20 protein-coding genes and 1 tRNA gene are annotated in these 22,919 nt (G+C 67.4%); 13 read left to right on the top strand and 8 right to left on the bottom strand.

What is annotated here, in order from left to right:
- Window positions 1–52: 52 nt before the first annotated feature.
- Window positions 53–505, bottom strand: a complete 453-nt coding sequence (locus ACLD0W_RS13655) for a DUF2489 domain-containing protein (protein ID WP_410308031.1) — start codon at window positions 503–505, stop codon at window positions 53–55.
- Window positions 506–617: 112 nt separating this feature from the next.
- On the opposite strand from ACLD0W_RS13655, the gene ACLD0W_RS13650 reads away from it, so the two are divergent.
- The 5 genes from ACLD0W_RS13650 to mtnC are packed head-to-tail and all read left to right on the top strand — an operon-like array spanning window position 618 to window position 4,012.
- Window positions 618–1,058: a hypothetical protein gene (locus ACLD0W_RS13650; RefSeq protein WP_410308030.1), complete on the top strand. Its 441-nt coding sequence runs from the start codon at window positions 618–620 to the stop codon at window positions 1,056–1,058.
- A gap of 20 nt (window positions 1,059–1,078) precedes the next feature.
- Window positions 1,079–2,116: an S-methyl-5-thioribose-1-phosphate isomerase gene (gene mtnA, locus ACLD0W_RS13645; RefSeq protein ID WP_410308029.1), complete on the top strand. Its 1,038-nt coding sequence runs from the start codon at window positions 1,079–1,081 to the stop codon at window positions 2,114–2,116.
- Complete coding sequence (locus ACLD0W_RS13640; protein WP_410308028.1) at window positions 2,113–2,742, top strand: methylthioribulose 1-phosphate dehydratase; 630 nt, start codon at window positions 2,113–2,115, stop codon at window positions 2,740–2,742. The genes mtnA and ACLD0W_RS13640 overlap by 4 nt, the downstream gene beginning before the upstream one ends.
- Window positions 2,743–2,771: 29 nt before the next feature.
- Window positions 2,772–3,317, top strand: a complete 546-nt coding sequence (locus tag ACLD0W_RS13635) for a 1,2-dihydroxy-3-keto-5-methylthiopentene dioxygenase (protein WP_410308027.1) — start codon at window positions 2,772–2,774, stop codon at window positions 3,315–3,317.
- A gap of 8 nt (window positions 3,318–3,325) precedes the next feature.
- Window positions 3,326–4,012, top strand: a complete 687-nt coding sequence (gene mtnC, locus ACLD0W_RS13630; protein WP_410308026.1) for an acireductone synthase — start codon at window positions 3,326–3,328, stop codon at window positions 4,010–4,012.
- Window position 4,013: 1 nt separating this feature from the next.
- Here the strand turns inward: mtnC and ACLD0W_RS13625 are convergent, their stop codons facing one another.
- The gene (locus ACLD0W_RS13625) at window positions 4,014–5,132 is read right to left on the bottom strand and encodes a methyltransferase (protein ID WP_410308025.1); all 1,119 of its coding nucleotides are present in this window, start codon (window positions 5,130–5,132) and stop codon (window positions 4,014–4,016) included.
- Between the two features lie 141 nt (window positions 5,133–5,273).
- Between ACLD0W_RS13625 and ACLD0W_RS13620 the strand changes: the two genes are divergently transcribed.
- A tRNA-Pro gene (locus tag ACLD0W_RS13620) sits at window positions 5,274–5,350 on the top strand.
- Window positions 5,351–5,642: 292 nt separating this feature from the next.
- On the opposite strand, the gene ACLD0W_RS13615 is transcribed toward ACLD0W_RS13620, so the two are convergent.
- Window positions 5,643–6,869 carry a serine hydrolase domain-containing protein gene (locus ACLD0W_RS13615; protein ID WP_410308024.1) on the bottom strand — a complete coding sequence of 409 codons (1,227 nt, stop codon included), beginning with the start codon at window positions 6,867–6,869 and terminating at the stop codon, window positions 5,643–5,645.
- A 120-nt stretch (window positions 6,870–6,989) separates the two neighbouring features.
- Here ACLD0W_RS13615 and ACLD0W_RS13610 point away from each other — a divergent pair, with 120 nt between their 5' ends.
- Together ACLD0W_RS13610 and ACLD0W_RS13605 are read left to right on the top strand one after the other, a co-directional pair.
- Window positions 6,990–7,307: a DUF962 domain-containing protein gene (locus ACLD0W_RS13610; RefSeq protein ID WP_204427290.1), complete on the top strand. Its 318-nt coding sequence runs from the start codon at window positions 6,990–6,992 to the stop codon at window positions 7,305–7,307.
- Complete coding sequence (locus tag ACLD0W_RS13605) at window positions 7,304–7,732, top strand: group III truncated hemoglobin (protein WP_410308023.1); 429 nt, start codon at window positions 7,304–7,306, stop codon at window positions 7,730–7,732. The genes ACLD0W_RS13610 and ACLD0W_RS13605 overlap by 4 nt, the downstream gene beginning before the upstream one ends.
- A 249-nt stretch (window positions 7,733–7,981) precedes the next feature.
- On the opposite strand, the gene ACLD0W_RS13600 is transcribed toward ACLD0W_RS13605, so the two are convergent.
- Genes ACLD0W_RS13600 through trmH form a run of 3 tightly spaced genes read right to left on the bottom strand, consistent with a single transcriptional unit; the run spans window position 7,982 to window position 10,787 of the window.
- Window positions 7,982–9,376 (bottom strand): DegQ family serine endoprotease, encoded by a 1,395-nt coding sequence (locus ACLD0W_RS13600; protein ID WP_410308061.1) that lies wholly within the window; start codon window positions 9,374–9,376, stop codon window positions 7,982–7,984.
- Window positions 9,377–9,436: 60 nt separating this feature from the next.
- Entirely contained in the window at window positions 9,437–10,102 is a 666-nt protein-coding gene (locus ACLD0W_RS13595) for a class I SAM-dependent methyltransferase (RefSeq protein ID WP_410308022.1), read from the bottom strand.
- The gene (gene trmH / locus ACLD0W_RS13590; protein ID WP_410308021.1) at window positions 10,086–10,787 is read right to left on the bottom strand and encodes a tRNA (guanosine(18)-2'-O)-methyltransferase TrmH; all 702 of its coding nucleotides are present in this window, start codon (window positions 10,785–10,787) and stop codon (window positions 10,086–10,088) included. The genes ACLD0W_RS13595 and trmH overlap by 17 nt, the downstream gene beginning before the upstream one ends.
- 100 nt (window positions 10,788–10,887) lie before the next feature.
- On the opposite strand from trmH, the gene ACLD0W_RS13585 reads away from it, so the two are divergent.
- On the top strand, window positions 10,888–12,093 hold the full coding sequence (locus tag ACLD0W_RS13585) for a CaiB/BaiF CoA transferase family protein (protein WP_410308020.1): 1,206 nt from the start codon (window positions 10,888–10,890) through the stop codon (window positions 12,091–12,093).
- A 19-nt stretch (window positions 12,094–12,112) separates the two neighbouring features.
- Here ACLD0W_RS13585 and ACLD0W_RS13580 read toward each other — a convergent pair whose 3' ends face one another.
- Complete coding sequence (locus tag ACLD0W_RS13580; RefSeq protein WP_410308019.1) at window positions 12,113–13,720, bottom strand: hypothetical protein; 1,608 nt, start codon at window positions 13,718–13,720, stop codon at window positions 12,113–12,115.
- Between the two features lie 62 nt (window positions 13,721–13,782).
- A complete protein-coding gene (locus tag ACLD0W_RS13575) occupies window positions 13,783–15,396 on the bottom strand; it encodes a GMC family oxidoreductase (protein ID WP_410308018.1) in 1,614 nt (537 codons plus the stop codon).
- Window positions 15,397–15,809: 413 nt separating this feature from the next.
- Here ACLD0W_RS13575 and ACLD0W_RS13570 point away from each other — a divergent pair, with 413 nt between their 5' ends.
- The 4 genes from ACLD0W_RS13570 to ACLD0W_RS13555 all read left to right on the top strand — a co-directional run bounded on the left by ACLD0W_RS13570 (window position 15,810) and on the right by ACLD0W_RS13555 (window position 22,900).
- Window positions 15,810–16,388, top strand: a complete 579-nt coding sequence (locus ACLD0W_RS13570; RefSeq protein WP_410308017.1) for an HNH endonuclease — start codon at window positions 15,810–15,812, stop codon at window positions 16,386–16,388.
- 128 nt (window positions 16,389–16,516) lie between these two features.
- Window positions 16,517–19,285 (top strand): bifunctional glycoside hydrolase 114/ polysaccharide deacetylase family protein, encoded by a 2,769-nt coding sequence (locus tag ACLD0W_RS13565; RefSeq protein WP_410308016.1) that lies wholly within the window; start codon window positions 16,517–16,519, stop codon window positions 19,283–19,285.
- Window positions 19,248–20,132, top strand: coding sequence for a hypothetical protein (locus ACLD0W_RS13560; protein ID WP_410308015.1), 885 nt, complete (start codon window positions 19,248–19,250; stop codon window positions 20,130–20,132). Before ACLD0W_RS13565 ends, ACLD0W_RS13560 begins: the two co-directional genes overlap by 38 nt.
- The gene (locus tag ACLD0W_RS13555) at window positions 20,129–22,900 is read left to right on the top strand and encodes a tetratricopeptide repeat protein (RefSeq protein WP_410308014.1); all 2,772 of its coding nucleotides are present in this window, start codon (window positions 20,129–20,131) and stop codon (window positions 22,898–22,900) included. The genes ACLD0W_RS13560 and ACLD0W_RS13555 overlap by 4 nt, the downstream gene beginning before the upstream one ends.
- Window positions 22,901–22,919: the final 19 nt, after the last annotated feature.

The raw sequence follows: 22,919 nt of genomic DNA, 5'->3' as shown, positions 1-22,919 counted from the left end.
CGCGGCTGAAGCCGCTCCTACGGGCCAGGCGCAGGAGCGGCTTGCGCCGCGGTCAAGCCGATAACCGGGTCCGCCACTCGCCGATCACCTCCTGCAGGCGGCCGGCGGCGGCCAGCACCGCCGGGTTCTGATCGTCCTCCAATTGCAGCCGCGCCAGATCCTGGCGATTGCGCTCCGCCGGCGTCAGCCGTTGCCGCGCCTCGCCCCGGTCGAAGTCGTCGCAGGCTTCGGCGAGCTGGTGAATCGCCGCCAGGTCCACCTTCGGCGCCACGTCCGCGGGCAGGCAATCGAGCAGCACCGCCATGCGGATGCTGGCCTCGCTGCTGTCCACCTGCCCCTGCAACAGGGCGCGGCTCAGCACATCCAGGCTGTCCACCAGCTCACGGTAACGCGCCGCCTGGCGAGCCCGTTCCTGGCGGCGCGCCATCCAGCGCCACACCAGAGCGCCCAGGGCGGCGCCGATGGCCAGCCCCACCAGTACCGCGAGAATCAGTTTCCAAACCATCGGGTCTCTCCTGCCGCAGAGCGATTGAATTGCCGGTCCAGTGCCGCCATTGTACGCCACAGGGCGGCGGCGGCGATAAAGCGCGGCGTTCGCCACGATCTGGAGACGACGTTTGAATTTCCAATGGCCCGCCGGGCTGGCACCGCTGATCGATGCCGTGGAACCCTGGCTGCCGGCACTTACCGTGGCCGGCGTGATCATGGCGCTGGCGTCGATGCTGGCGATCCCCTGGCTGGTGGTGCGCATGCCGGTGGACTATTTCCATCAGCCGTCGCGGCCGGTGCGCTATCGCGGGCCGCTGGCCTGGATGCTGTGGGTGCTCCGCAACGCCCTGGCGCTGGTGCTGCTGGCCGCCGGAGTGCTGATGCTGGTGCTGCCCGGCCAGGGAATTCTGACCATTCTGATCGCGCTGATGGTCAGCACCTTCCCGGGGAAATACCGGATCGAACGCGCTATCATGCGCCGCCCCGGCGTGCTGCGCTCGGTGAACTGGATCCGGCGCCGCTACCGTCGCCCGCCCCTCAATCCGCCGAGTGATCACCAAGCCGGGTGATCAACAAGTAAGGGACCCTGATGCCGATTGAAAGCCCCGCCATTCACTGGCTCGACGATCATCTGCTGCTGCTCGACCAGCGCCGGCTGCCCGCCCACACCGAGTGGCTGGAGGTGCGTGATGCCGCCGGCGCCGCCGACGCCATTCGCCAGATGGCGGTGCGCGGCGCGCCGGCCATCGGCATCACCGCCGCCTACGGCCTGGCCCTGGAAGCCCTGCGGCTGGGCGCCGGCGCCAGCGCCGCGCGGCTGGCGCCGGCGCTGGAAATCCTGGCCGCCAGCCGCCCCACCGCGGTGAACCTGTTCTGGGCCCTGGACCGGCTGCGCGCCCGCTTCGACGGCGAGCCCGGGGCCGCCCTGGGCAAACGGCTGGTGCGCGAGGCGGAACGTATCCACCAGGACGACCAGGCCGCCAACCAGCGCCTGGGCGAACTGGGCGCCGCCCTGCTGCCGCCCAACGCCTCCCTCTATACCCATTGCAACACCGGCGCCCTGGCCACCGGCGGCCACGGCACCGCTCTGGGCATCGTGCGCTCCGCCTGGCGCAACGGCCACCTGAAGGCGGTGTTCGCCGGCGAAACCCGGCCCTGGCTGCAGGGCGCCCGCCTCACCGCCTGGGAACTGATGCAGGAAAACATTCCGGTGACCCTGGTGGCGGACAGCGCCGCCGGCCTGCTGATGGCCCGCGGCCAGGTGGACGCGGTGGTGGTGGGCGCCGACCGCATCGCCGCCAACGGCGACACCGCCAACAAGATCGGCACCTACAATCTGGCGGTGCTGGCCCGCCATCATCGTCTGCCGTTCATCGTGGCGGCGCCGGATTCCACCCTGGACCCGGCCATGGAGAACGGCGCCGGCATCGTTATCGAGGAACGGGACCCGGACGAGGTGCGCCGGTTTGGCGGCACCGCCATGGCGCCGGAGGGCTGCCCGGTCTACAACCCGGCCTTCGATGTGACGCCGGCGGAACTGATCACCGCCATCGTCACCGAGAGCGGCGTCATCCACGACCCGGACCGGAGCGCCCTGGCCGACCATTTCGCGCGGAGACCGTCATGACCGAACGCCCCTACTCCACCAGCGCCTACCGGGAAGCGGCCCGCACCCTGGCCGCCACCGGGCGGCGCCTTTATGAACACGGCTGGTCGCCGGCCACCAGCAGCAATTATTCCCTGCGCCTGAACGCCGACCACGCGGCGATCACCCGCTCCGGCCGCGACAAAGGACTGCTGCGGGAAACCGACATCATGGTGGTGGACCTGGACGGCCAGCCGGTGGGCGACGGCAAACCGTCGGCGGAAACCCTGCTGCACACCGGCCTGTACCGCCGCGACCCGGCCATCGGCGCGGTGCTGCACACCCACAGCCACGCCGCCACCGTGCTGACCATGCACTGGCCCGCCGACCACCTGACCCTGGAAGGCTATGAACTGCTGAAGGCCCTGGACGGTGTGCAAACCCACGAGACCCGGCTTACCATTCCGGTGTTCGACAACAGCCAGGACATCGCCGCCCTGGCCGCGGACGTGGACCGCCAGCTGGACGCCGGGCGCATCACCCACGCCTATCTGATCCGTGGCCACGGCCTTTATACCTGGGCGGCGGACATGCCCGCCTGTTACCGGCAGCTGGAAGCCCTGGAAACCCTGCTGGCGGTGGAACTGGACCGCCGCCGGCTGGGCTGACCCGGGCCGCGACCTGAACGAGGACCGCTATGAGCAACCTGAAGATCTACCGCGACGGCCATCCGGAAAGCCCGGAGATGATCGTCAACGACAAGCTGGCCATGGCCGAGGAACTGAACAAGGTGGGCGTGCGCTACGAGCAATGGGCCGCCGACGCCGAGCTGGCCGACCAGCCCACCCAGGAACAGGTGATCGAAGCCTACAAGGACGACATTCAGCGGCTGATGCGCGAGGAAGGCTACCAGACCGTGGACGTGGTCAGCATGACCCCGGACCATCCGCAGAAGGACGCGGCGCGGGTCAAGTTCCTGGACGAGCACCGCCACGGCGAGGACGAAGTGCGCTTCTTCGTGGACGGCCAGGGCCTGTTCACCCTGCACATCGGCGAGCGTGTCTACGAGGTGCTGTGCAGCAAGGGCGACCTGATCTCGGTGCCGGCCAACACCCCGCACTGGTTCGACATGGGCCCCAACCCGCGCTTCACCGCCATCCGTCTGTTCAACAATCCGGATGGCTGGGTCGCCCACTTCACCGGCGATGACATCGCCCTGCGTTTCAACCGTCTGGAAAACTGAACCCCCCGATGACCGTCAACGCCATTCTCACCGACATCGAGGGCACCACCAGCAGCATCGCCTTCGTCAAGGACGTGCTGTTTCCCTACGCCGACCGGCAGATGGAGGCGTTTCTGGAGCGCCACTGGGATGACCCGGCGGTGGCCGCCGCCGTGGGCGAGGCCGCCGACCAGGCCGGCGCGGCGCTGGATACGCCGGCGGACGCCGCCCGCGTGCTGCGCCGCTGGATCGCCGAGGACCGCAAGATCACGCCGCTGAAAACGCTGCAGGGGCTGATCTGGCGGGCCGGCTACGAACAGGGCGATTACCGCGCGCATCTTTACCCGGACAGCGCCCCCCAGCTGCGCCAATGGCACGACGCCGGGCTGCCGCTGTACGTGTACTCCTCCGGCTCCATCGCCGCCCAGAAGCTGTTCTTCGGCTACTCGGAAGCGGGAGATCTGACGCCGCTGTTCAGCGGCTTCTTCGACACCACCAGCGGTGGCAAGAAAGAGGCGGACAGCTACCGCGTGATCCAGAAGGCCATCGGTCAGCCGGCGGAGACCATTCTGTTTCTGTCCGACGTGGAAGCGGAGCTGGACGCGGCCCGCGCCGCCGGCCTGCGCACCGTGCTGCTGGACCGGGACGGCGCCATCAAGGACAGCTCCCACCCGAAAGTCTCGTCGTTCGATCAGATCGACCCCACCGCGCTTTAGCTCAGCCGCCGGCGGCCACACAGCGGTAAATCACGAACTTTTCGTTTTGCGCCAGAATATCGGCCTGCCCGAACAGTTTCGCCAGCGGTCGCCGGTACGGCAGATGCCGGTTGGCCACCACCCGCAGTTCTCCGCCGGGCGCCAGATGCCGGTGGGCATGGCGGAACAGGGTGCGCGCCACCCGGTCGTCCACCGCATGGCCACGATGGAACGGCGGGTTGAGCACAATACAATCGAACGCCTCTTCCACGCCGTCCAGCCCGTGCCCGAGATGAAAGCGGTGGCCGTGCTCCGCGCCGAACAGCGCCTCGGCATTGTGCCGGGCGCTGTCCACCGCCAGTGACGACACATCGCAGAAGGTGACCCGCGCGTCCGGGTTGTCCGCCGCCAGAGCGAGCCCCAGCACGCCGTTGCCGCAGCCCAGGTCCGCCGCCCGGCCGGTCACCTCCCGGGGCAGATGGGCGAGCAGAAAGCGGGCGCCGATGTCCAGATGTCGGCGCCCGAACACGCCGGGCCCGGCGCTCAGCGTCCAGCCCCGGGCCGGCAGCGCCACCGTGGCCGGCTCCGGCATCGGCGCCAGCGCCTCGCCCGGGGCGCCGGCCCGGAATACCCGCGCTTTTTTCCAACCCAGGCCGGCCTTGGTCTCGCCCAGGTAGCGTTCCATCAGCGGCACCAGCTGCGGCGGCAGGTGCTTGTCCATGCCCGCCGCCAGAATCGGCGTGCCGGCGGGCAGCCATCCGGCCAGCCAGGCCAGTTGCCCTTCCAGCAACGACAGGCTCTTGGGCAGGCGCAGCAATACCTGGTGCGGTGATTCCGGCGGCGTCCGCCACGGCCACAGCCAATGGGCGGTGTCCAATGGCCGTTGATTGTCCTCGCCATTGGCCAGCGCCGCCCGCCGCGCCACCCAATCGTCGCCGGCACTCCAGGTCGGGCCGTGTTCGCCGGCCCCCAGCCACAGAGCGCCGCACTGGTCATTGATCACCAGGGTGCGTTCGCCCACCGCTTCCTCGGCGAGCAGCCGCAGCAGATAGCGGTCGGCGCCGTCGAACGCCTGCAGGGTGTCGCCGCGCTGACGGGGCCAGCGGCGCAGGACCAGATCACCAAGGCGGGTTTCAGGCATGACGGGCGTCTCCGGGGGTGTCGAGGGGGCCGGCATTGTGCCCTTTGGGGGGCGGGCTGGCCAGAATATCGGCAGTTGATTCAAGGTGGGGTTTAAAACGGTGGTATTCTGAAATTTCGCTGCTAGAATACGCCGCACATTCGGAGTATAGCTCAGCCTGGTAGAGCACTACGTTCGGGACGTAGGGGTCGCAGGTTCGAATCCTGCTACTCCGACCAAATTAAAAAGCCGGCCCTCGCAAGAAGGCCGGCTTTTTTTTGTTCGTCGTTTTCGTCGTCGAATTTGTTAGCTCCTGTCGGGGGCGCGGAGGCTCACTGCTAAGCGGCTCAGGGCGCGACGCCCTTCCGGGACCCTTGAGAACAGGACGTTCGAAAGGGAGCCTACAGGGACGTACTCGCGGCGGTCCCGGAAGGGCGTCGCGCCCTGAGTCGCGCCCCGGCTGGAGCGAGACTTCCCGCTAAACTGCGATGAACCTTTTTTATCCATGTTTTATCGAGAGATCGGCCGCGATCAGTCGCCGGCGGTGACCCGGTTGATGGTGTATTGCAGATTGAGCAGCGCCGGCAGGTGCGGGCCCACCAGGCCCTTGCCGGTGGTCAGCAGGGCGCCGCTCAGCGCCCGGTCCGGGTCCGCCCAGCAAAAGATGGTGATAAAGCCCAGGTGACCGAAGGCCCGCGGCGCCGCCGGGCCGAACAGGCCGATGCCCGGGTTGCCCAGCATGAAGCCGGCGGAAAAGGTCAGTGGCAGCATCAGAGTGCGGTCCAGCCGGGGCCGCCGGGAGGCGGGCCGGCGCGCTTCACGCACGGTCTCCGGCCGGAACACCTGCCGGTCTTGCCAGCGGCCGTCGTCCAGCAGCATCTGGAAAAAGCGGCTGGCCTCCTCGGCGGTGGCGTACAGATTGCCCGCCGGCACCACGGTATCCTGGAAGCGGTCGTCGTTGGTAACCCGCACCACCTCGCCCAGGGTGCCGCCCACCGCATGGTTGAGAAACAGATCCACCAGTTTGGTGGGACGCCCGGTGGCCACGTCCCGGGCCCGTTCCGGGCCGGTGCCGCCGAAAGTGAAATGGCGCATCCCCAGTGGCTGGCGCACCACCCGGTCCAGGGTGGCGTTGAGCGACTCGCCGGTGACCGCTTCCAGCACCGCGCCGAGCACGAAACCGGCGGTGATGGCGTGGTAGGCCTGGGTGCCCAGGGTGGCCGGTTCGGCGCGGCAAAGGATGTCGAGAATGTCGTCCGGACGATACAGGATGTCGGGATCCACCGGCCGGTCCGGGCGTGGAATGCCGGCCCGGTGGGTGAGCATCTGGCGTATCGTGGTGTGCTGCTTGCCGGCGCGGCCGTAGGCTGGCAGGTAATGGCTCACCGGCCGGTCCAGGTCCAGCAACCCCTGTTCGGCGCCATGGTGGACCAGCATGGCGGTGATGGATTTGGACGCGGAAAACAGACAAACCGGAGTTTCCGGGGTAAGCAGGCGCTCGCTGACCGGGTCCGCGTAGCCGATCGTCCGGTCCACCACCACCTGGCCCCGCCGGCGCAGACACAGCGCGATGCCCGGGCTCATGCCGGTGCGGTACAGGCCGCGCAGCGCCCGGCGGATGGCCGCCACCCCGTCCTCGTCCAGGCCCGCCCGGGCGGGCGCCACCTCGGCGCCGGTGTGGGTCAGGCGGCCCAGATCGCGGGGAATCGGCGTGCGGGTCTCGCACAGCAAACGGTTCAGACGGGGACTGAAAATCATGATATATCCTGTATACCGAACAGCAGCCGGCCATTGTCCGGCGTCGCCAGACGTGGACAATGGCCGAAGGAACCCGGCACCCGGTGCGCGCCGTCAGTAGCGACCAGAAAGGTGAACAGTATGAACAGCGTCAAACAATCGGATTTTCAGAGCTTCGAGGAGTTCTACCCCTACTACCTGCAGGAACACAGCGACCCGACCTGCCGCCGGCTGCACTTCTTCGGCACCCTGGGCCTGTTCGCGGTGCTGGTGGGCGTGTTCCTGACCGGCAACCTGTGGGGCCTGCTGCTGCTGCCGGTGGTGGGCTATGGCTTCGCCTGGGTGGGGCACTTCTTCTTCGAGAAGAACCGCCCGGCCACCTTCAAGCATCCCTGGTACAGCCTGGCCGGCGACTTCGTCATGTTCAAGGACATGCTCACCGGTCGCCTGCGCTGGTGAGCGCCCCGCAACGGTTCGTCCCGGGCCTGGCGCCGCGCCCCCGGGACAGCGACAAACCGGACCTGGACAGCCCGGAACGGATCGACCGCATGGTGCGCCTGTTCTACGACCGGGTGCTGGCGGACCCGCTGCTGGCGCCGGTGTTCCTGGAGGTGGCGCGCATCGATCTGGACACCCATCTGCCACTGATCGCCGCGTTCTGGAAAAAGCTGCTGCTCAACCAGCCCGGCTACAACCGCCATATGATGGCCAGGCACCGCGCCGTGCACGCCCGGGAACCGCTCACCGGCGCCCACCACGAACGCTGGCTGGTGCTGTTCCACGCCAACCTTGACGACCACTTCGACGGCCCGCAAACCGACCGCGCCCGCCTGCTCAGCGCCCGGGTGATGGACAACCTCTACCGCCAGCTCTCCCGCCTCTGACGCCGGGCTTCACCACACCTTCGCGGTTTACCTCGAAGCGCGTCAGGGTTAGGCCCTTTCGGGACCCTTGAGAACAGGACGTTCGAAAGGGAGCCTACAGGGGTGAGGCAAGCGTGTTGCGAAGCACTGCTTCGCGCGCCGCCGAACGCCGCCCATCTGTGATGGGTGGCCGGGCCCGCTTGCGGGGGTTCACGGCGTTCCCGAAAGGGCCTAACCCTGACGCGCGCCTCGCTGGAAACACCGCACTTCCTACCGCACCACGACGAAGAAAATTCCCCCGTCCCGGTTCACCCGCAACAACAGCGCCGCTTTCTTGTCGGTCACCGCGCCCTGCAGCTCGCTCATGTTGGCGATGTCCTTGCGGTTGGCGTTGATGATCACATCGCCCCGGCGCAGACCGGCCCGCCAGGCGGCGGAGTTACGCTCCACCTTCTCCACCAGCACGCCCTTGTCGGCATGGCTCAGCTCGCCCTCGCGCAGATTGCGCAGATCCGCGCCTTCCAGGTACTGGGAAATGGCATTGCCGGCGCTGGCCTTCTCGCCGGACTCGGTGATCACCGCCGTCACCTGCCGCTCCTTGCCGTCGCGCAGGATATTCAGCTCGATCTTCTCGCCCACCGGCGACAGACCCACCTTGTTGCGCAGGTCCGAGGCCCGGTTCACCGGCACGCCGTCCACCGCCTGCACCACGTCGCCGGCTTTCAGCCCGGCCTTGGCGGCGGCGCTGTCGCCCACCACATTGGTGATCACCACGCCCTTGCGGGCCTCCACGTTAAGGGCCTCGGCCAGTTCGTCGGTGAGGTCCTGCACGGTGACGCCGAGCATGCCCCGGCGCACCTCGCCGTGCTCGATCAGCTGGGTCATCACGTTCTCGGCCATGCTGGTGGGAATGGCGAAGCCGATGCCCACATTGCCGCCGGCCGGCGCCAGTATGGCGGTGTTGATGCCCACCAGCTCGCCATCCAGGTTGACCAGGGCGCCGCCGGAGTTACCCGGGTTAATCGACGCGTCGGTCTGGATGAAATTCTCATAGCCCTCGATGCCCAGGCCGGTGCGGCCCAGCGCCGAGACGATGCCGGAGGTAACGGTCTGGCCGAGCCCGAAGGGGTTGCCGATGGCCACCACGAAATCGCCCACCCGCATCAGCGAGGAATCCGCCAGGGTCACCTGGGTCAGGTCGTCGGCGGATTCCAGCTTGAGCACCGCCAGGTCCACTTCCTGGTCCAGGCCGACCAGCTCCGCGGACAGCTCGCGCCCGTCGGTGAGCGTCACCTCGATCTTGTCGGCGTTGCGCACCACATGGGCGTTGGTGAGCACATAACCGTTCTTGGCGTCCACGATCACCCCGGAGCCGGCGGCCACCGCGCGGCGGGTGGGCGCCTGCTCCGGCAGATCGAAGAAGCGGCGGAAGAACGGGTCCTGCATCAGCGGGTTCTGGGCCTGGCGCACCTGCGCCTCCACCGCGATGTTGACCACCGCCGGCGACACGCTTTCGATCATCGGCGCCAGCGACGGCATGGCGCCACCGCTCGGCGTGCGGTCGGGCAGGGTGGCCCCGGCGGTCTGCGAAAACGCCAGCAGCAGGGCGGCGGCCCAGGCCAGCAGAGCGGAGTGTTTCGAGGCAGTGAATGATTTCAATGGGATGTACAAGGTCAATCCTCCTTACCATTGAGGCGTAACGAGGCTTTCGACCGAAAACCGTGATCAGGGTTCCAATTCGAAAATCCGCACGCGGTTGTAGTCCTCGGATTCGCCCAGGTCCGGCCAGGTGGTGGCCCGCCAGTGGCCGAGCAACGTAAAGCCCGGCGGGTCCAGATCGGCGATGCGCGAATCCGCCAGCCATACCGGCATGCCGGCGGCGCGGAACCGTTCCAGCAGCGGCAGGTTGTCCCGGTCGTAGAGAATGTCGGCGGCGGTGAGCCGGTCGGCCACCGCCAGGCAGGCGTCCAGATCGTCGCTCAGTTCCACGCGAACGTCGTTGAGCACGGCGTTGGCCTCGGTGGCGGCCAGCGCGTCCGGGTCCAGGTCGCAGGCGATCACCCGGGCGGCGCCGGCGCGGGCGGCGGCGATCGCCACCACGCCGGAGCCGGGCCCCACGTCCACCACGCAGCGGCCCCGCACCCGCTCCGGGTGCGCCAGAAGGTGCCGCGCCAGCACCTGCCCGGAGGCCCAGCACAGGGCCCAGTAGGGCGGCGCTTCCATCAGCGCGTTGGCCACCGCCTGGTCGAGCCGCTCGTCCACCAGCCGGTCCAGCAGCCACAGGGACAGCGACGGCACCAGCGGCAGTGGCGTGGCCAGCAGGCGGATGTCCGGCAGCAGCCGGTTGAGCCGCGCCTGCAGGGCGGCCGGGGGGTTACTGCATGGGGCCACGGCGGATCGCCTCGCTGAGCTGGAAGTTGAAGCGCCCCGGGTCGGCGAGTTCGCCGTCCTCGCGCAGCGCCGGGTAGGGCACGCCGAAGCGCCGGCAATGTTCCGCCAGTTTCGGGTACGCCCATTTGAACAAGGTGTCGTGGTGCTGGGCCTCGCTCAGCCGCGAGCGGTCGTACAGGCCGACGGCGCGCCGTTGCTCGCAGGCCTCGGCGAGAATGATGGCCGCCGCCACGCTGACGTTGAACGACGACACCATGCCCATCATCGGGATGAACACATGGCGGTCCGCCGCCGCCGCGCTGGTGGCGTCGACGCCGGTGCGCTCGGTGCCCAGCAGCAGGGCGGTGGGGCGGGTGTAGTCCACCTCCCGGTAGGGCACCGCCTGCTCCGACCAGTGCGCCGCCAGCACCTGCAGGCCGCGCTCGCGGGCCGCGCGGATGGCCTCCTCGCCGTCGTGGTGCTCGCGCACGTTGACCCAGCGTTGCGAGCCCAGGGCGGTGCGCACCGTGTCGCGGGCCCGGTTGTTGGGCAGCGCGGCGTGCAGCTCCAGCACCCCCACCGCGTCGCAGGTGCGCACCACGGCGGCGATGTTGTGCGGCTTGTGCACGCCATCCATGATCACGCTCAGGTCCGGCTGGCGGCGGGCCAGGGTGGCCCGCAGGCGCCGCAGACGTTCCGGGGTCATGCTGTCTCCTGTCCGGGGGGAAGCGCGATTGTACCGTGTTCGTGGACGACGGCGGGAACAGCCCGGACAATAGCGGCCCTGGCGAAGCAAAGGAACGGACATGAGCGAACGCGCGCTGCCCCTGGCCGGGGTCAAGGTGGTGGAACTGGGACAACTGATCGCCGGGCCCTTCGCGGGCACGCTGCTGGCCTACTTCGGCGCCGAGGTGATCAAGGTGGAGCCCCCCGGCGGCGACCCGATCCGCGGCTGGCGCAAGCTGGACGACAGCGGCACCTCGTTCTGGTGGCGCAGCATCGGCCGCAACAAACGTTCGGTGACCCTGGATCTGAAAAGCGACGCCGGCCGCGATCTGGCCGCCCGGTTGATCGACGGTGCCGACGTGCTGATCGAGAATTTCCGCCCCGGCACCCTGGAAAACTGGGGCCTGGGCCCGGACCGTTTCACCGACAGCAATCCGGGGCTGATCTACACGCGCATTTCCGGCTACGGCCAGGACGGGCCCTACGCGGACAAGCCGGGCTATGCCTCGGTGTGCGAAGGCATCGGCGGCCTGCGTTACGTCAACGGCTTCCCCGGCGAGCGGCCGGTGCGGCCCAATCTGTCCCTGGGCGACACCGTGGCCGGCCTGCACGCCGCCCTGGGCATTCTGCTGGCCCTGTTCGAGCGGCGCGGCAGCGGCCGGGGGCAGGTGGTGGACGTGGCGCTCTACGAAACCGTGTTCAATCTGCTGGAGGCGGTGATCCCCGAGTTCGACGGCGCCGGGCTGATCCGCGAGCCGGCCGGCTCCACGGTCACCGGCATCGTGCCCACCAACACCTACCGCTGCGCCGACGGCAAGTACGTGATCATCGGCGGCAACGGCGACTCCATCTTCAAGCGGCTGATGACCACCGCCGGCCGCGCCGACCTGGCCGGGGACCCGCGTCTGGCCCACAACGCCGGCCGGGTGGAACACGAAGCGGAAGTGGACGGCGCCATCGAGGCCTGGTGCGCCACCCTGGACAGCGCCGAGGTGCTACGTCGTCTGGAAAAGGCCCGGGTGCCCTGCGGGCCGATCTACAGCGCCGCCGACATGATGGCCGACCCGCACTTCCAGGCCCGGGGCCTGTTCCAGCAGGTGGAGATCAACGGTAAACCTCTGAAGATTCCCGCCATGGCGCCGCGCCTGGCCGGCACCCCCGGCGGCACCCGCTGGCCCGGTGGCGAGGCCGGCGGCCACACCGAGGCGGTGCTGCGCGAGGAACTGGGCCTCGGCGAAGAGGAATTCCAGCGCCTGAAGAACGACGGCGTGTTCGGTCCCTCTTGATCCCGCTCGGGGGCGTCCTTTAATTCAGCGGAAAGTCGGTCCAGCCGTCCACCCAGGTGCGCGCCGCGCCGGGCCGCACCGCCCCCAGGTAGAGCGCGCCCTCGTCCCAGAATTCCCCCTGGGGGGGCGCCACCGCCCCGTCCTTGAGCGGCGAGTTGCGCGCCGGCGTGTAGTCGGGCCGGACCAGATCGGTGGCGTTGCGCGTGTACATCGGGTCCTCGCCGAAGCGCAGGCCGGGCAGGGCGCGGAAAAAGTCTTCCTCGTCCAGGCCGCCGTCGTCGTCGCCGTCGCCGGCCTCGCGCTCGAACCAGCTCACGCCACGGGCGCCGACGCCGTGCACCACCACCGCGTCAAAAGTGAGCCGGCCGGCGTTCAGATTGGCCACCGTGCTGGCGTCCTGAATGTCCAGGGTCTCGCCGGAGAACCCGCTGATCACCATATTGTGGAAGTGACCGCCGGTGCCCTCGCGCAGGGTCATGGCCCGGTGATGCCGGCCGTGGCTGCGCGGGCTGATCAGGCTGACGTTGTACATCACCGGTTCCGACCCGGGTTCGGCGTCGTGGCGGTCGCCGTTGTTGTCCGCTTCGAAGCCGTTGTCGCCGACGCTGCTGTACTGCTGGGCGATGAGAAACTGCACCCGGCCGCGCCAGCCCCAGTCCCAGTCCAGGGAATCGTCGCCGGCGCCGGTGATCAGCACATGGCGCAGGTCGGCGTTGCCGCCGAACAGCTCGATGCCGTCGTCCAGCGCCCGGTGCACCTGCACATGACGCACGATGGTGCCGCCGCCGCAGCCGCCCAGGGTCAGTCCGTTCAGTTCGTTGTTGGCGTAGACCTCGAAGCCGGCGAACTCGATGCGCGCGTATTCCAGCACGCCACAGCTGCCGTCGGCGTCGCGGCCGCCGAAGGCGCCCCGGGGATCGTTGTCCGGCACCCCTTCGATGTGCGCGTCCGGCTGGTTGACCGGCGCCTCGCCGAGCAGCACCAGGCCACCCCAGTCGCCGGCCTGGCGGGTCCCTTCCGGTTGGTTGCTGGTGAACAGGATGGGCGCATCCGCCCGCCCGGCGGCGTGCAGCCGGGCGTCGCGGGTCACCACCAGGGCGGCGCCGGGCCGGCCTTCCACCCGGGTGCCCGGCTCCAACGTCAGGGTGCCGCTCTGCACATAAACGATGCCGTCCAGGATCCAGGTGCGGTCCGCGCCCCAGGTGGTGTCCCCGTCAAGGACGCCGCTCACCACCTGCTCGCCGGCCACCATCACCAGAAGCGGCCGATACAACAGGGCACCGGCGGCCACCAGCAGCACCGCCAGGGCGGTCAGCCAGACCCGGCCACCGACGGCCCGCCGGGAGACCGCCGGCGCCGGCGGCGGGCCGCCCACGGCGGTGTTCGGCTGGCGGCCCAGCAGCACGCCCTGGCGATTGGCGGTTTTCAGCTTCCGCGCCAGCTCCCGGATGCGCGCATCGTCGCTGGTCAGCGCCTGCTCGATCACTTCGGCGCGGTACTCGGAATCGTTCAGCAGGGTATTGAAATGAACAAAGCGCGGACCGCCGTCGCCGCCACGGTCGTAGTTCTGCTTCAGTTGCCACAGCAATTCCACCAGCCGCGCCCGCGGCGATGACTCCGCGCTCATGGTCCACTCCCCCGGAACATCTTCGTCGTTACAGGGGAGTGTGGGGCGGGGGGATGACGGCTTTATGAAGGAAGCGGCATACCCTGTTCGGCGAGGATCTTGTCGGCGGCTTTTTCCGCGATCATCACCGTGGGCGCGTTGGTGTTGCCGCCGATCAGGGTCGGCATGATCGAGGCGTCCACCACCCGCAGGCCCTCCAGGCCGTGCACTTTCAGGTCCGGGTCCACCACCGCCTGGTCGTCCACGCCCATCTTGCAGGTGCCCACCGGGTGATAAATGTTGTCGCACTTGCGCCGCAGGAAGTCGCGGATCTGCTCGTCGCTTTGCACCGCGCTGCCCGGGGCGATTTCCTCGCCGCGCCAGGGCGCCAGCGCGTCCTGGGCCATGATTTTGCGCATCGCCTTGACGCCGCGCACCATGCCTTCCATGTCGTCCGGGTCACTCAGAAAACGCGGATCGATCAGCGCCGGCGAACGGGGGTTGGCATCGGCCAGACCGATGGTGCCCCGGCTCTTCGGCCGCAGAATGCAGACGTGCCCGGAATACCCATGGCCAAAGCTGAACAGCCAGTTGAGCCCGTGGTTGTCGAGCTTGGCGGCGGTGAGGTGCAGCTGCAGATCCGGACGCGGTTCCTCCGGGCGGGATTTGATAAAGCCGCCGGCCTCCGCCACGTTGGAGGTCAGCTGGCCCTGGCGCCGGGTGAAGAACTGCCACAGCGCCCGGGCGCCGGTGAACGGCAGCTCCCAGGAGCCCATGGTCAGGGTATCGCGGCGCCGGTTGCGGTGAATCACCAGCACGTCCGGGTGGTCCTGCAGGTTCTCGCCCACGCCGGGCAGGTCATGGACCAGCGGAATGCCGTGGCCGGCCAGCTCGTCGCGGGGGCCGACACCGGACAGCTTGAGCAGTTGCGGTGAATTGATGGCGCCGCCGGACAGAATCACCTGGCCCGCTTCGATCACCTGACGCTGGCCGCGCCGTTCCACCTCCACGCCGGTGGCCCGCTTGCCGTCGAACACCACCCGGTGGGCGAGGGTGTCGGTCATCACCGTCAGATTGTCGCGCTCCAGGGCCGGATGCAGATAACCCCGCGCCACGCCCCAGCGCTCACCGTCCTTCTGGTTCACCTTGTAGAGCGCCACCCCTTCCTGGGTGGCGTTGTTGAAGTCGTCGGTGGCCGGATGGCCGGCCTGCACGCCGGCCTGCACGAACCCCTCGCTGACCGGATGGCGGAAGCGCAGCTCGGCGATGTTCAGATTGCCCCGGTCGCCGTGGAACTCGTCGGCGCCGGGTTCGTAACGCTCCGACCGTTTGAACAGCGGCAGCACGTCCTGATAGCCCCAGCCCGGGTTACCGAGTTCCTGCCAGTGGTCGTAATCCCAGGGATGGCCACGGGTATAGCACATGGCGTTGACCGCCGAGGAACCGCCCAGGGTCTTGCCGCGGGGGATATAAATCTGGCGGTTGTTGAGCGCCTTCTGCGGCACCGTGTAGTAACGCCAGTTGCGGGCGTTGGAGCGCATCAGCCAGATGATGCCGGCGGGAATGCGGATGAACAGACTGTTGTCGTCCGGGCCGGCCTCAATCAGGCACACCTTGTTGTTCGGGTTTTCCGACAACCGGTTGGCGAGTACACAACCGGCGGAGCCGGCGCCCACGATCACATAGTCAAACGGCATGACGCCCCCTTACTTGGGTATTCACTGGGGAACAAAGACGATGAGTGAACCGAAATTGTCATCGAACAATGGCACTATATGCCTCGCGGGTGAAGGCCGTGAATGGCCAGCCACCGGTGCGCCCCGGCCAATGCGTGCCGGCGCCGTGGTTGCGGACCCGCGTCCGGGCTGTTTATGATTTGTGCAATTCTGTTTCTGGTTAGCCGGTCGCGGTCGGTTAACCAGAGACCAGGGCAGACGCGCTCCGCGAGGGCGCGCCGTCGAGAAGCGCGGACGTGCCGACAACTTTCCCGCCTTCCAAGACACCGTCACCGAATCGTCAGTTTTCGGGGTCCGGCCCGCCGCCGACGGCGGGCCGGACCTCCAAGAGCCCGCACGGCGGGCGGACTATCGTCGTAGGACGAGGTGGGCGGATGAGTGAAGGTATCTTAAGGTCGGACCGGATTCTGCGGCTGGACAAGGCGGGCACGCCGGTGGAGTGGCTGGACTGGCAGGCGGCGGCGGTGCTGTACGCCCGCGGCCTGGTGACCTGGACCCTGGGCGACGTCATCTATCAGCTGCGTGGCGGCACCTGCCGCCACACCGGCGATCGCTCACGCCTGTCCCTGCACTCGATCATCGCCTGCGACGGCCTGGCCAGCCCGCGCCGCCGCACCCGGCCGCCGCTCACCAACCGGGCCCTGTTCCGCCGCGACCAGCACCTGTGCCTGTACTGCGGCAAGACCTTCCCCGAAGCCCAGCTCACCCGCGACCATATCCGCCCCACCTCCCGGGGCGGCGGCGACCACTGGCTGAACGTGGTGGCCGCCTGCCGGCGCTGCAATCAGCACAAGGGCGACCGCCTGCCCGAGGAAATCCATATGGAATTATTGGCGCTGCCCTATGTGCCGAACATGGCGGAATATCTGGCGCTGATTAACAGCCACCGCATTCGCGGTGACCAGATGGATTTTCTGCGCGGTCAGTTTGGCAAGGACAGCCGGTTTCTGTGAATTTTTCGTGAATTGTAAAAAGACGCGTTAACGACGTCCGGCTTTGCCGCTTTCAGCGTAAACAACGGTTTTTCTTATGCTGTATTGTTATCCTGAATGCCTGGATAACAATAAGGACGCTCGCCATTTTGATCCGATCATTCCTGTTTGTGCTTATGCTGGCCCTGGCTGGCGTGGCGCGGGCATCCCCGCCGTCCGCGGCCTTCTACTACGGACCCGATATCCCCTGGCGCGAGTTGACGCTGTTTGATCTGGTGGTGGTTGAACCGGCGCAGACCGATTCTCCGCCGCCTGACCAGGTGGGCCGGGTCTACGCCTATGTGAGCCTGGGGGAGGTGCTGCCGTCCCGGGACTATGCCGCCGGTATTCGCGCCGACTGGGTATTGGGTGACAATCCGGACTGGCAAACGCGGGTGCTGGATCTGTCCAACCCTGAATTGCGTCGCTACCTCATGGATCGCGTGGTCGAGCCTCTTTGGGACCAGGGCTACCGCCATTTCTTTTTCGACACCCTGGACAGCTACCGGTTGGCGGCCACCGGCGAGGCCGCTTTGACCGCCCAGCGCGGTGGGCTGGAAACCCTGATACAGGACATCGCCGAATCGTTCCCCGGCGCGCGTTTTATCCTCAACCGGGGTTTTGAGTTGCTGCCCTCGGTGCACGACCACGTGGATGCGGTGGCGGCGGAGTCCCTCTACCAACGCTGGCGTCCTGATTTACAACGTTATCAGCCGGTCTCCGAGGAGGACCGGCGATGGTTGCTGGATCGCTTCGAGGAAGTGCGCCGGGACTACGGCATTCCCACCATCGCCATCGATTACGCGGCGCCGGAAGACCGCCAGCGGGCCCGGGAGATCGCCGACCTCATCGCCCGCCACGATGTCATTCCCTGGGTCAGCAACCCGGCGCTGGATATGCTGGGCGTGGGGCGCCGCGAGGTGCTGCCGCGCCGCGTGCTGATGATTCACGGTACGCCACCGGGGCAGATCTGGGAACAATCGGAACTGGTCCGCTTCGCGGTGATGCCGGCGCAGTATCTGGGGCTGGTGCCGGATATCCGCTACCACGAGGACGCCATGCCCGCCGGAACCCTGCGTGGTCGCTATGCGGGCATCATTACCTGGCTGGACGAACCGGAGCGGGTCGGTGAGGGATTTCGCCGCTGGTTGGCCGAGCAGGCCCGGGCGGGCGTGCCGGTGGTCATGCTCGGCCGGCTGCCGGTGACCGCGGGCGGGCGCGAGGCCAGCGTCTTCGGTCTGAGTCCGAGCCCTCAGCCCACGACACCACCAAGGGTGGTCCATCAGGCACCGGGCATGGCGTTCGAGGCACCATTGCCCGGATTGCTGGACGTGGCCGATCCGGTGTTTCTGGAAGGGCAGAGCCGACAGGATTGGCTGACCCTGGCCGCCGGCAAGGAGCGTTATACGGTGGCGGCGGTGACCGATTGGGGGGGCTTCGCATTGGACCCGTTCGTGGTGCGTTCGGTGCTGCCTTCACTGGACAGCGAGGAAATTACCGATCGCTGGATGTTACAGCCGCTCGACTTTCTGCGTTCCGCGCTCAAACTGCCGCCCATGCCCACCCCGGACGTGACCACCGAAAATGGCCGCCGCCTGTTTTTCGTGCATATGGACGGGGATGCTTTTCCCAGTCTGGCGGAAGTGCGGGGCTACCGCAATCAGGCCGCCGGCGAGGTGTTGCTGCAGGAGATCCTCAAACGGTACCGGGTTCCCACCACCATTTCGGTGGTCGAGGGCGAGGTGGCCCGGACCGGCCTCTACCCTGATCGCGCCGGGGAGTTGGAGGACATTGCCCGCCGTATTTTCGCATTGGACCATGTCGAAGCGGCCACCCACACTTATTCGCACCCCTTTTACTGGCGCGAGGCCCTGCGCCATCCGGGGCAGGCCAGCAGCCCGGACGGCGCGTCGCTACGGCTGCCGGTACCTGATTACAGTCTGGACCTTGAACGTGAACTCTCCGGTTCCGCTCGCTATATGGAGAAGCACCTGCTGCCGGAGGGCAAGTCGGTGAAGATGGTGCTCTGGAGTGGGGACACGGTGCCGACCGAGGCGGCCTTGGCAACCGCTCGGGAAAACGGGCTGTTGAACATGAATGGTGGTGACACTCTGATCACGGAGAGCGCGCCCAGTTGGACTCTCATCAAGGCTCTGGGTCTGCCCAAGGGTGACGAATATCAGGTGTTCGCCCCCAATCAAAACGAAAATGTATACACCGGTAGCTGGCTCGGCCCCTACTATGGCTTTCAACGAGTAATCGAAACCTTCCGCCTTACCGAATCGCCAATTCGTTTCAAGCCCATCGACATCTACTACCACACCTACATTGCCAGCAAGAACGCCTCGTTGACCTCGTTGAGAAAGGTCTACGACTGGGCGCTTGCTCAGCCGGTGCATCCGGTATTCGCCTCGGAGTACGTCTCCAAAGTGCTGGATTTCAACCGTATGGTGGTGGCCCGGGAAGGCAATGCCTGGGTGGTGAGCGGCGGGGGAGACCTGCGCACCTTGCGTTTGCCGGAGGGAGTGGCGCCCCCGGCCCTGGCCGACAGTGAGGGGGTGGCCGGCTACCGGGATGATGCGCCTGGTCCTTATGTACACCTCTCTGGTGGGCGGGCCCGCTGGCGACCCGGTCCGGACGCCGCGCCCGGACTCTGGGAAGCCAACGGTCGTCTGACCGCCTTCCAGCGTCATGAGGAGGGTTTGATGTTCTCCCTGCGTGGCTATGTACCGCTTACCTTTACTCTGGTGCAGCCCCCCGGTTGTCTCCTGCGGCATCAGGGGCGCACGCTGAACCCGGTGGACCGGGCTGGCACCCATTACCGTTACAGGAGTGAACGGCGTGAGCTCGACGAGCTACGGCTTCAGTGTCGCCCATGAACGGTGGCGGGTGATCGGACCGCTGGAATTACTGGTGCTGGGCCTTCTGGTGGTACTGGTGGGCTGGTTGGTATTTCCCCGGGACCTGTCCAGTGGCCTGCGCGCGGCGCGGATGGACGCGGTAACGTTGTCCTATGCGCAAACCTGGCTGCGTGCCGAGCCCGATGACTACGATCTGCGTTTGTTGATGGCGCGGGATCTGATCGAGCTGGGCCTGTTCGGACAAGCCCGGGAGCAACTCGACTATCTGGCCGATCATGCGCGGCAGCCTGACCTGCTGAATGCTCAAGCCTGGCTGCGTTCGCGTCTGCCGTTCGTGGCGCTGATGGGGTTACCGCCTGAAGAGAGAGCGAGCAGCGCGCTTCAGCAACAGGCGGTCGTGGCCTTCCGCCAGGTGGACCCGGCCGGGTTGGATAACGAGGACGTGCTGCGCTACGCGGACATGGCCCTGTTGTTGGGGGATCTGGACGCGGCGGTACGTGCCTACCATCTCCTTGCCGCCCGTCAGCCATCGCCGTCCGCCTGGTACCGGCAAGCGGCTCGCTCGCTGCTGGCGCAGGGCCGTTACCAGGCCGCCGCCGATGAATATCTCCGGGCGATGGAGAATCAGACTGATCCGGCTTTGCGCCGCGCCGATTTTCTACGCGCGTTGACGACCCTCCAGGCCGGTGGTTTGCTGGATCAGGCGCTGGCTGTTGGTGGGCGGCTCGGTCCCGAGTTTTACCATCAGCCGGCTGTTCTTTACCGCCTGATGACCCTGGCCCGCGCCGCCGGTGACCACGGGCAGGCTCAGTTTTACGCGGGTCGGCTGTTGCGACTCGATGGCGCCCATGGAGGTGACGGGTGAGGCGCCGGGTCCTGGTCCCGGTGTTGCTGGGGGTGGCTTTGAAGGGGTGGGCCGGGCCGGTCCCCTATGAGCACCGCTATTACGACGGCGGTTATCAGGTGTTCGTGGAGGCGGGCAATTTGCCCCGTGCTCGCCAGGTCGTGGAAGACGCGCTTTTTTGGCGACCGGATGACCCCCTCTGGATTGAGCGGTTGGGCCGGGTGGCCGGTTGGCAGGGCGACCTGGAAATCTCCCTGGCCGCCTGGCTGAAACTGGCGGAATCGCGTGACGATGAAGAGGCCTGGCGGCGGGTTCTGGTTCTGTCGCCACTGACCTACCACGATGAATTGACGTTGCGGGCACGACGCCGCCTATTGGCACGTAATCCTTCCGATCCTTCCTTGATCGAACAGGTCGCGGACGAATACGAGCGGCTGGGACGTCCCGAGGATGGCCTCGCTTTTCTGGATCAATGGCGGCAGCGTTATCCAAGCCGGTCGGTGTTCCGCGCCTTGCAGCGACTGGCGGAGAACACCGGGCAGGATCTTCGGGCGGCACGCTATTATCGGGCCTACATGGCACGCTATGGGGTGGAACCCGAGGCCGCCATGCGCGCCGCCGATCTGACCTGGTTGCGCGGCGACCGCGATCAGGCGTATCGGAACCTCCAGCATGACGCGGGCGCTTTGGAGTATCACGCCGGCATTATGCGCCGTCTGGCGGTGATGGCCACCGAATTGGGTGACCTGGACGCCGCCCTGGCACATTACCAGCGGTTGGATGAAGGGGGCGGGGCGGAGGTGAAGGACTACTACCGCTATGCGCAACTGGCCCGCTATCACGGGCCGGCTCTGTTCGCCCGGGTGCTGGACCGCCTGTGGCGGGCCACCGGTGATTCCGGTGTGGCGCTGAGCCGTCTCTCGCTGCTGCGGGAATTGGGCGACGAACGGGCGCTGACCGAATTTTTCCAAGGTCTCGATGATGCGCAGCGCCGGACCTTCATGGAACGGCCCGACTTTCTGCGTGCCTATGCCGATTACCGGCTCTCCCGGGGCGACCTCGCCGGTGCCGAGCGACTGCTGCGCCAGGCCCTCGCCCTGGCGCCAGGGGATACCGATACCCGGCTCGCCTGGTTGTGGTTTCTGATTGCCACCGGTAACGACGAGAGGCTGATTCCGGTGATGGCGCGCTGGGAGCCGGTTCACCGGGACGAGGTGGTTTACCGGCAAGCGCTGGCGGCGGCCAATCTGGCCCTTGACCGGCCGGAGCCGGCACTACGGTATCAGCGGGCGCTGTTGCGGGAAGCGCCGGGAGACTGGCGTCGCCGCTGGGCCTATGCTCAGACACTGCTTGCCGCCGGACGTGAGCGGCAGGCCTGGCCGGTGATGCGCTCGCTCTGGCGCGACCCTCCCGCCGAGTCAGGGATTTCGCCGGAGTGGCGTTCAGCGTACCAGGAAATGCGTTCCGCCCTGGTAACTCGCTTCGAGGGTGGCGACCAACAGCTTCGCTTTCAGCAGCGGGCCTGGGCGGAAACTTCCAAGGCGGAGCGGTCCGACCGGGCCGAGTGGTTGGCCCAGTGGGCGCTGGCCATTGATGCGCCGGAGCTGGCCAGGCGTTGGTACCGGCAGCAGCGTCATTGGCGGGGTGGCTTGCCGGCGGGGTCGGCGCTGGCTCTTGCCAATCTGGAAAGCGATCAGGATGGCATCCGGTCCTTGCGCGCGGAGCAAGCCGGAGCGCTTACCGCCGGCGAGCGTCTCGAAGCGGACAACGCTCTCGGCCGCAAACGTCTGGCCGCATCGGAATTGGCGGAACAACAACGCTGGTCGCCGGAGCAGGCGGACCATCATCCGCAACAGGAAAGTCTGTTGCTGCCGGCCTCCCGACACGTGGAGGTCAACCTGGAGCGTCGCCGCCTGGGCCCGCTGGCGCTGGATGATGAACGCCTGGGACTGGCCTTGCCGATGGGGGACCGCTGGCGCTGGGGCTGGGAAGCCTCCTGGCGGCGTTTCTCCAGTGAGGACGAGACCCTGCTGCGAGTGGACGAGACCGCCCGCCGTCTGGAGCTGATGGCGGGGCGTCAGGGACGCCGGCTGGATGTCCGCTTGAAGGCGGGTTGGGAGACACGGTTTGACCGCGACAATACTGATCTCTCGCTGGTACTTAACGACGATCCGGTGTCGCGGTGGGGCTGGCGTTTCGAATATCAATGGCGGGCGCTGGCCGACGAAAGCTCCGAATTGCTGCTGGCCGGCCGACGCAGTGGGCCGGCCCTGAATCTGGAGTGGCGCCCGGGCAGTCATTGGAGCAACGGTCTGTCGATGGGCCATTACCAATACCAGGATCTGGATGGCGGGAGCCTCGGCCAGGGTTGGCGTGCCAGTGCTCAAAGCAGCTGGCGACCCTGGCGTTCGCGCTGGTCGCCGGGAGTGCGGGTCCGTCACACCCGAGCCGGTTTCTCCGGCCAGCGGCCGCTGGCTCTTGAGGCGGATCTGACCAGGCCCGGGGCGGAAAGCTCGGCGGCGGTGCCCGAGAGCTACCATGAAACCGAACTCGCGCTGTTGCTGGGCTCACCGGATCCACATATCCGGCCCCACCGGTTGCAAGCCTGGGCGGAGCTGGGAGTCACCGACAACAGTCTTTCCGGCGTCGGTTTCAATGGCCGTCTCGGGGCGGAGGGACCGTTGTTGGGCCGTGACGCCTGGCGCCTTTACACGGAGCGCGGGTTGAACACCGGCGGTGCGGACGAAGACGGTTATCGAATCGGATTGCAATACGAGTTTTACTACTAGGCACGGCTGAGGAGAACCA

Origin of the sequence: Alloalcanivorax sp. C16-1 (assembly GCF_046507805.1) — a bacterium.
GTDB lineage: Bacteria > Pseudomonadota > Gammaproteobacteria > Pseudomonadales > Alcanivoracaceae > Alloalcanivorax.
Note: the sequence above shows the minus strand (reverse complement) of the source record. Positions and strands in the feature narration are given on the sequence as shown.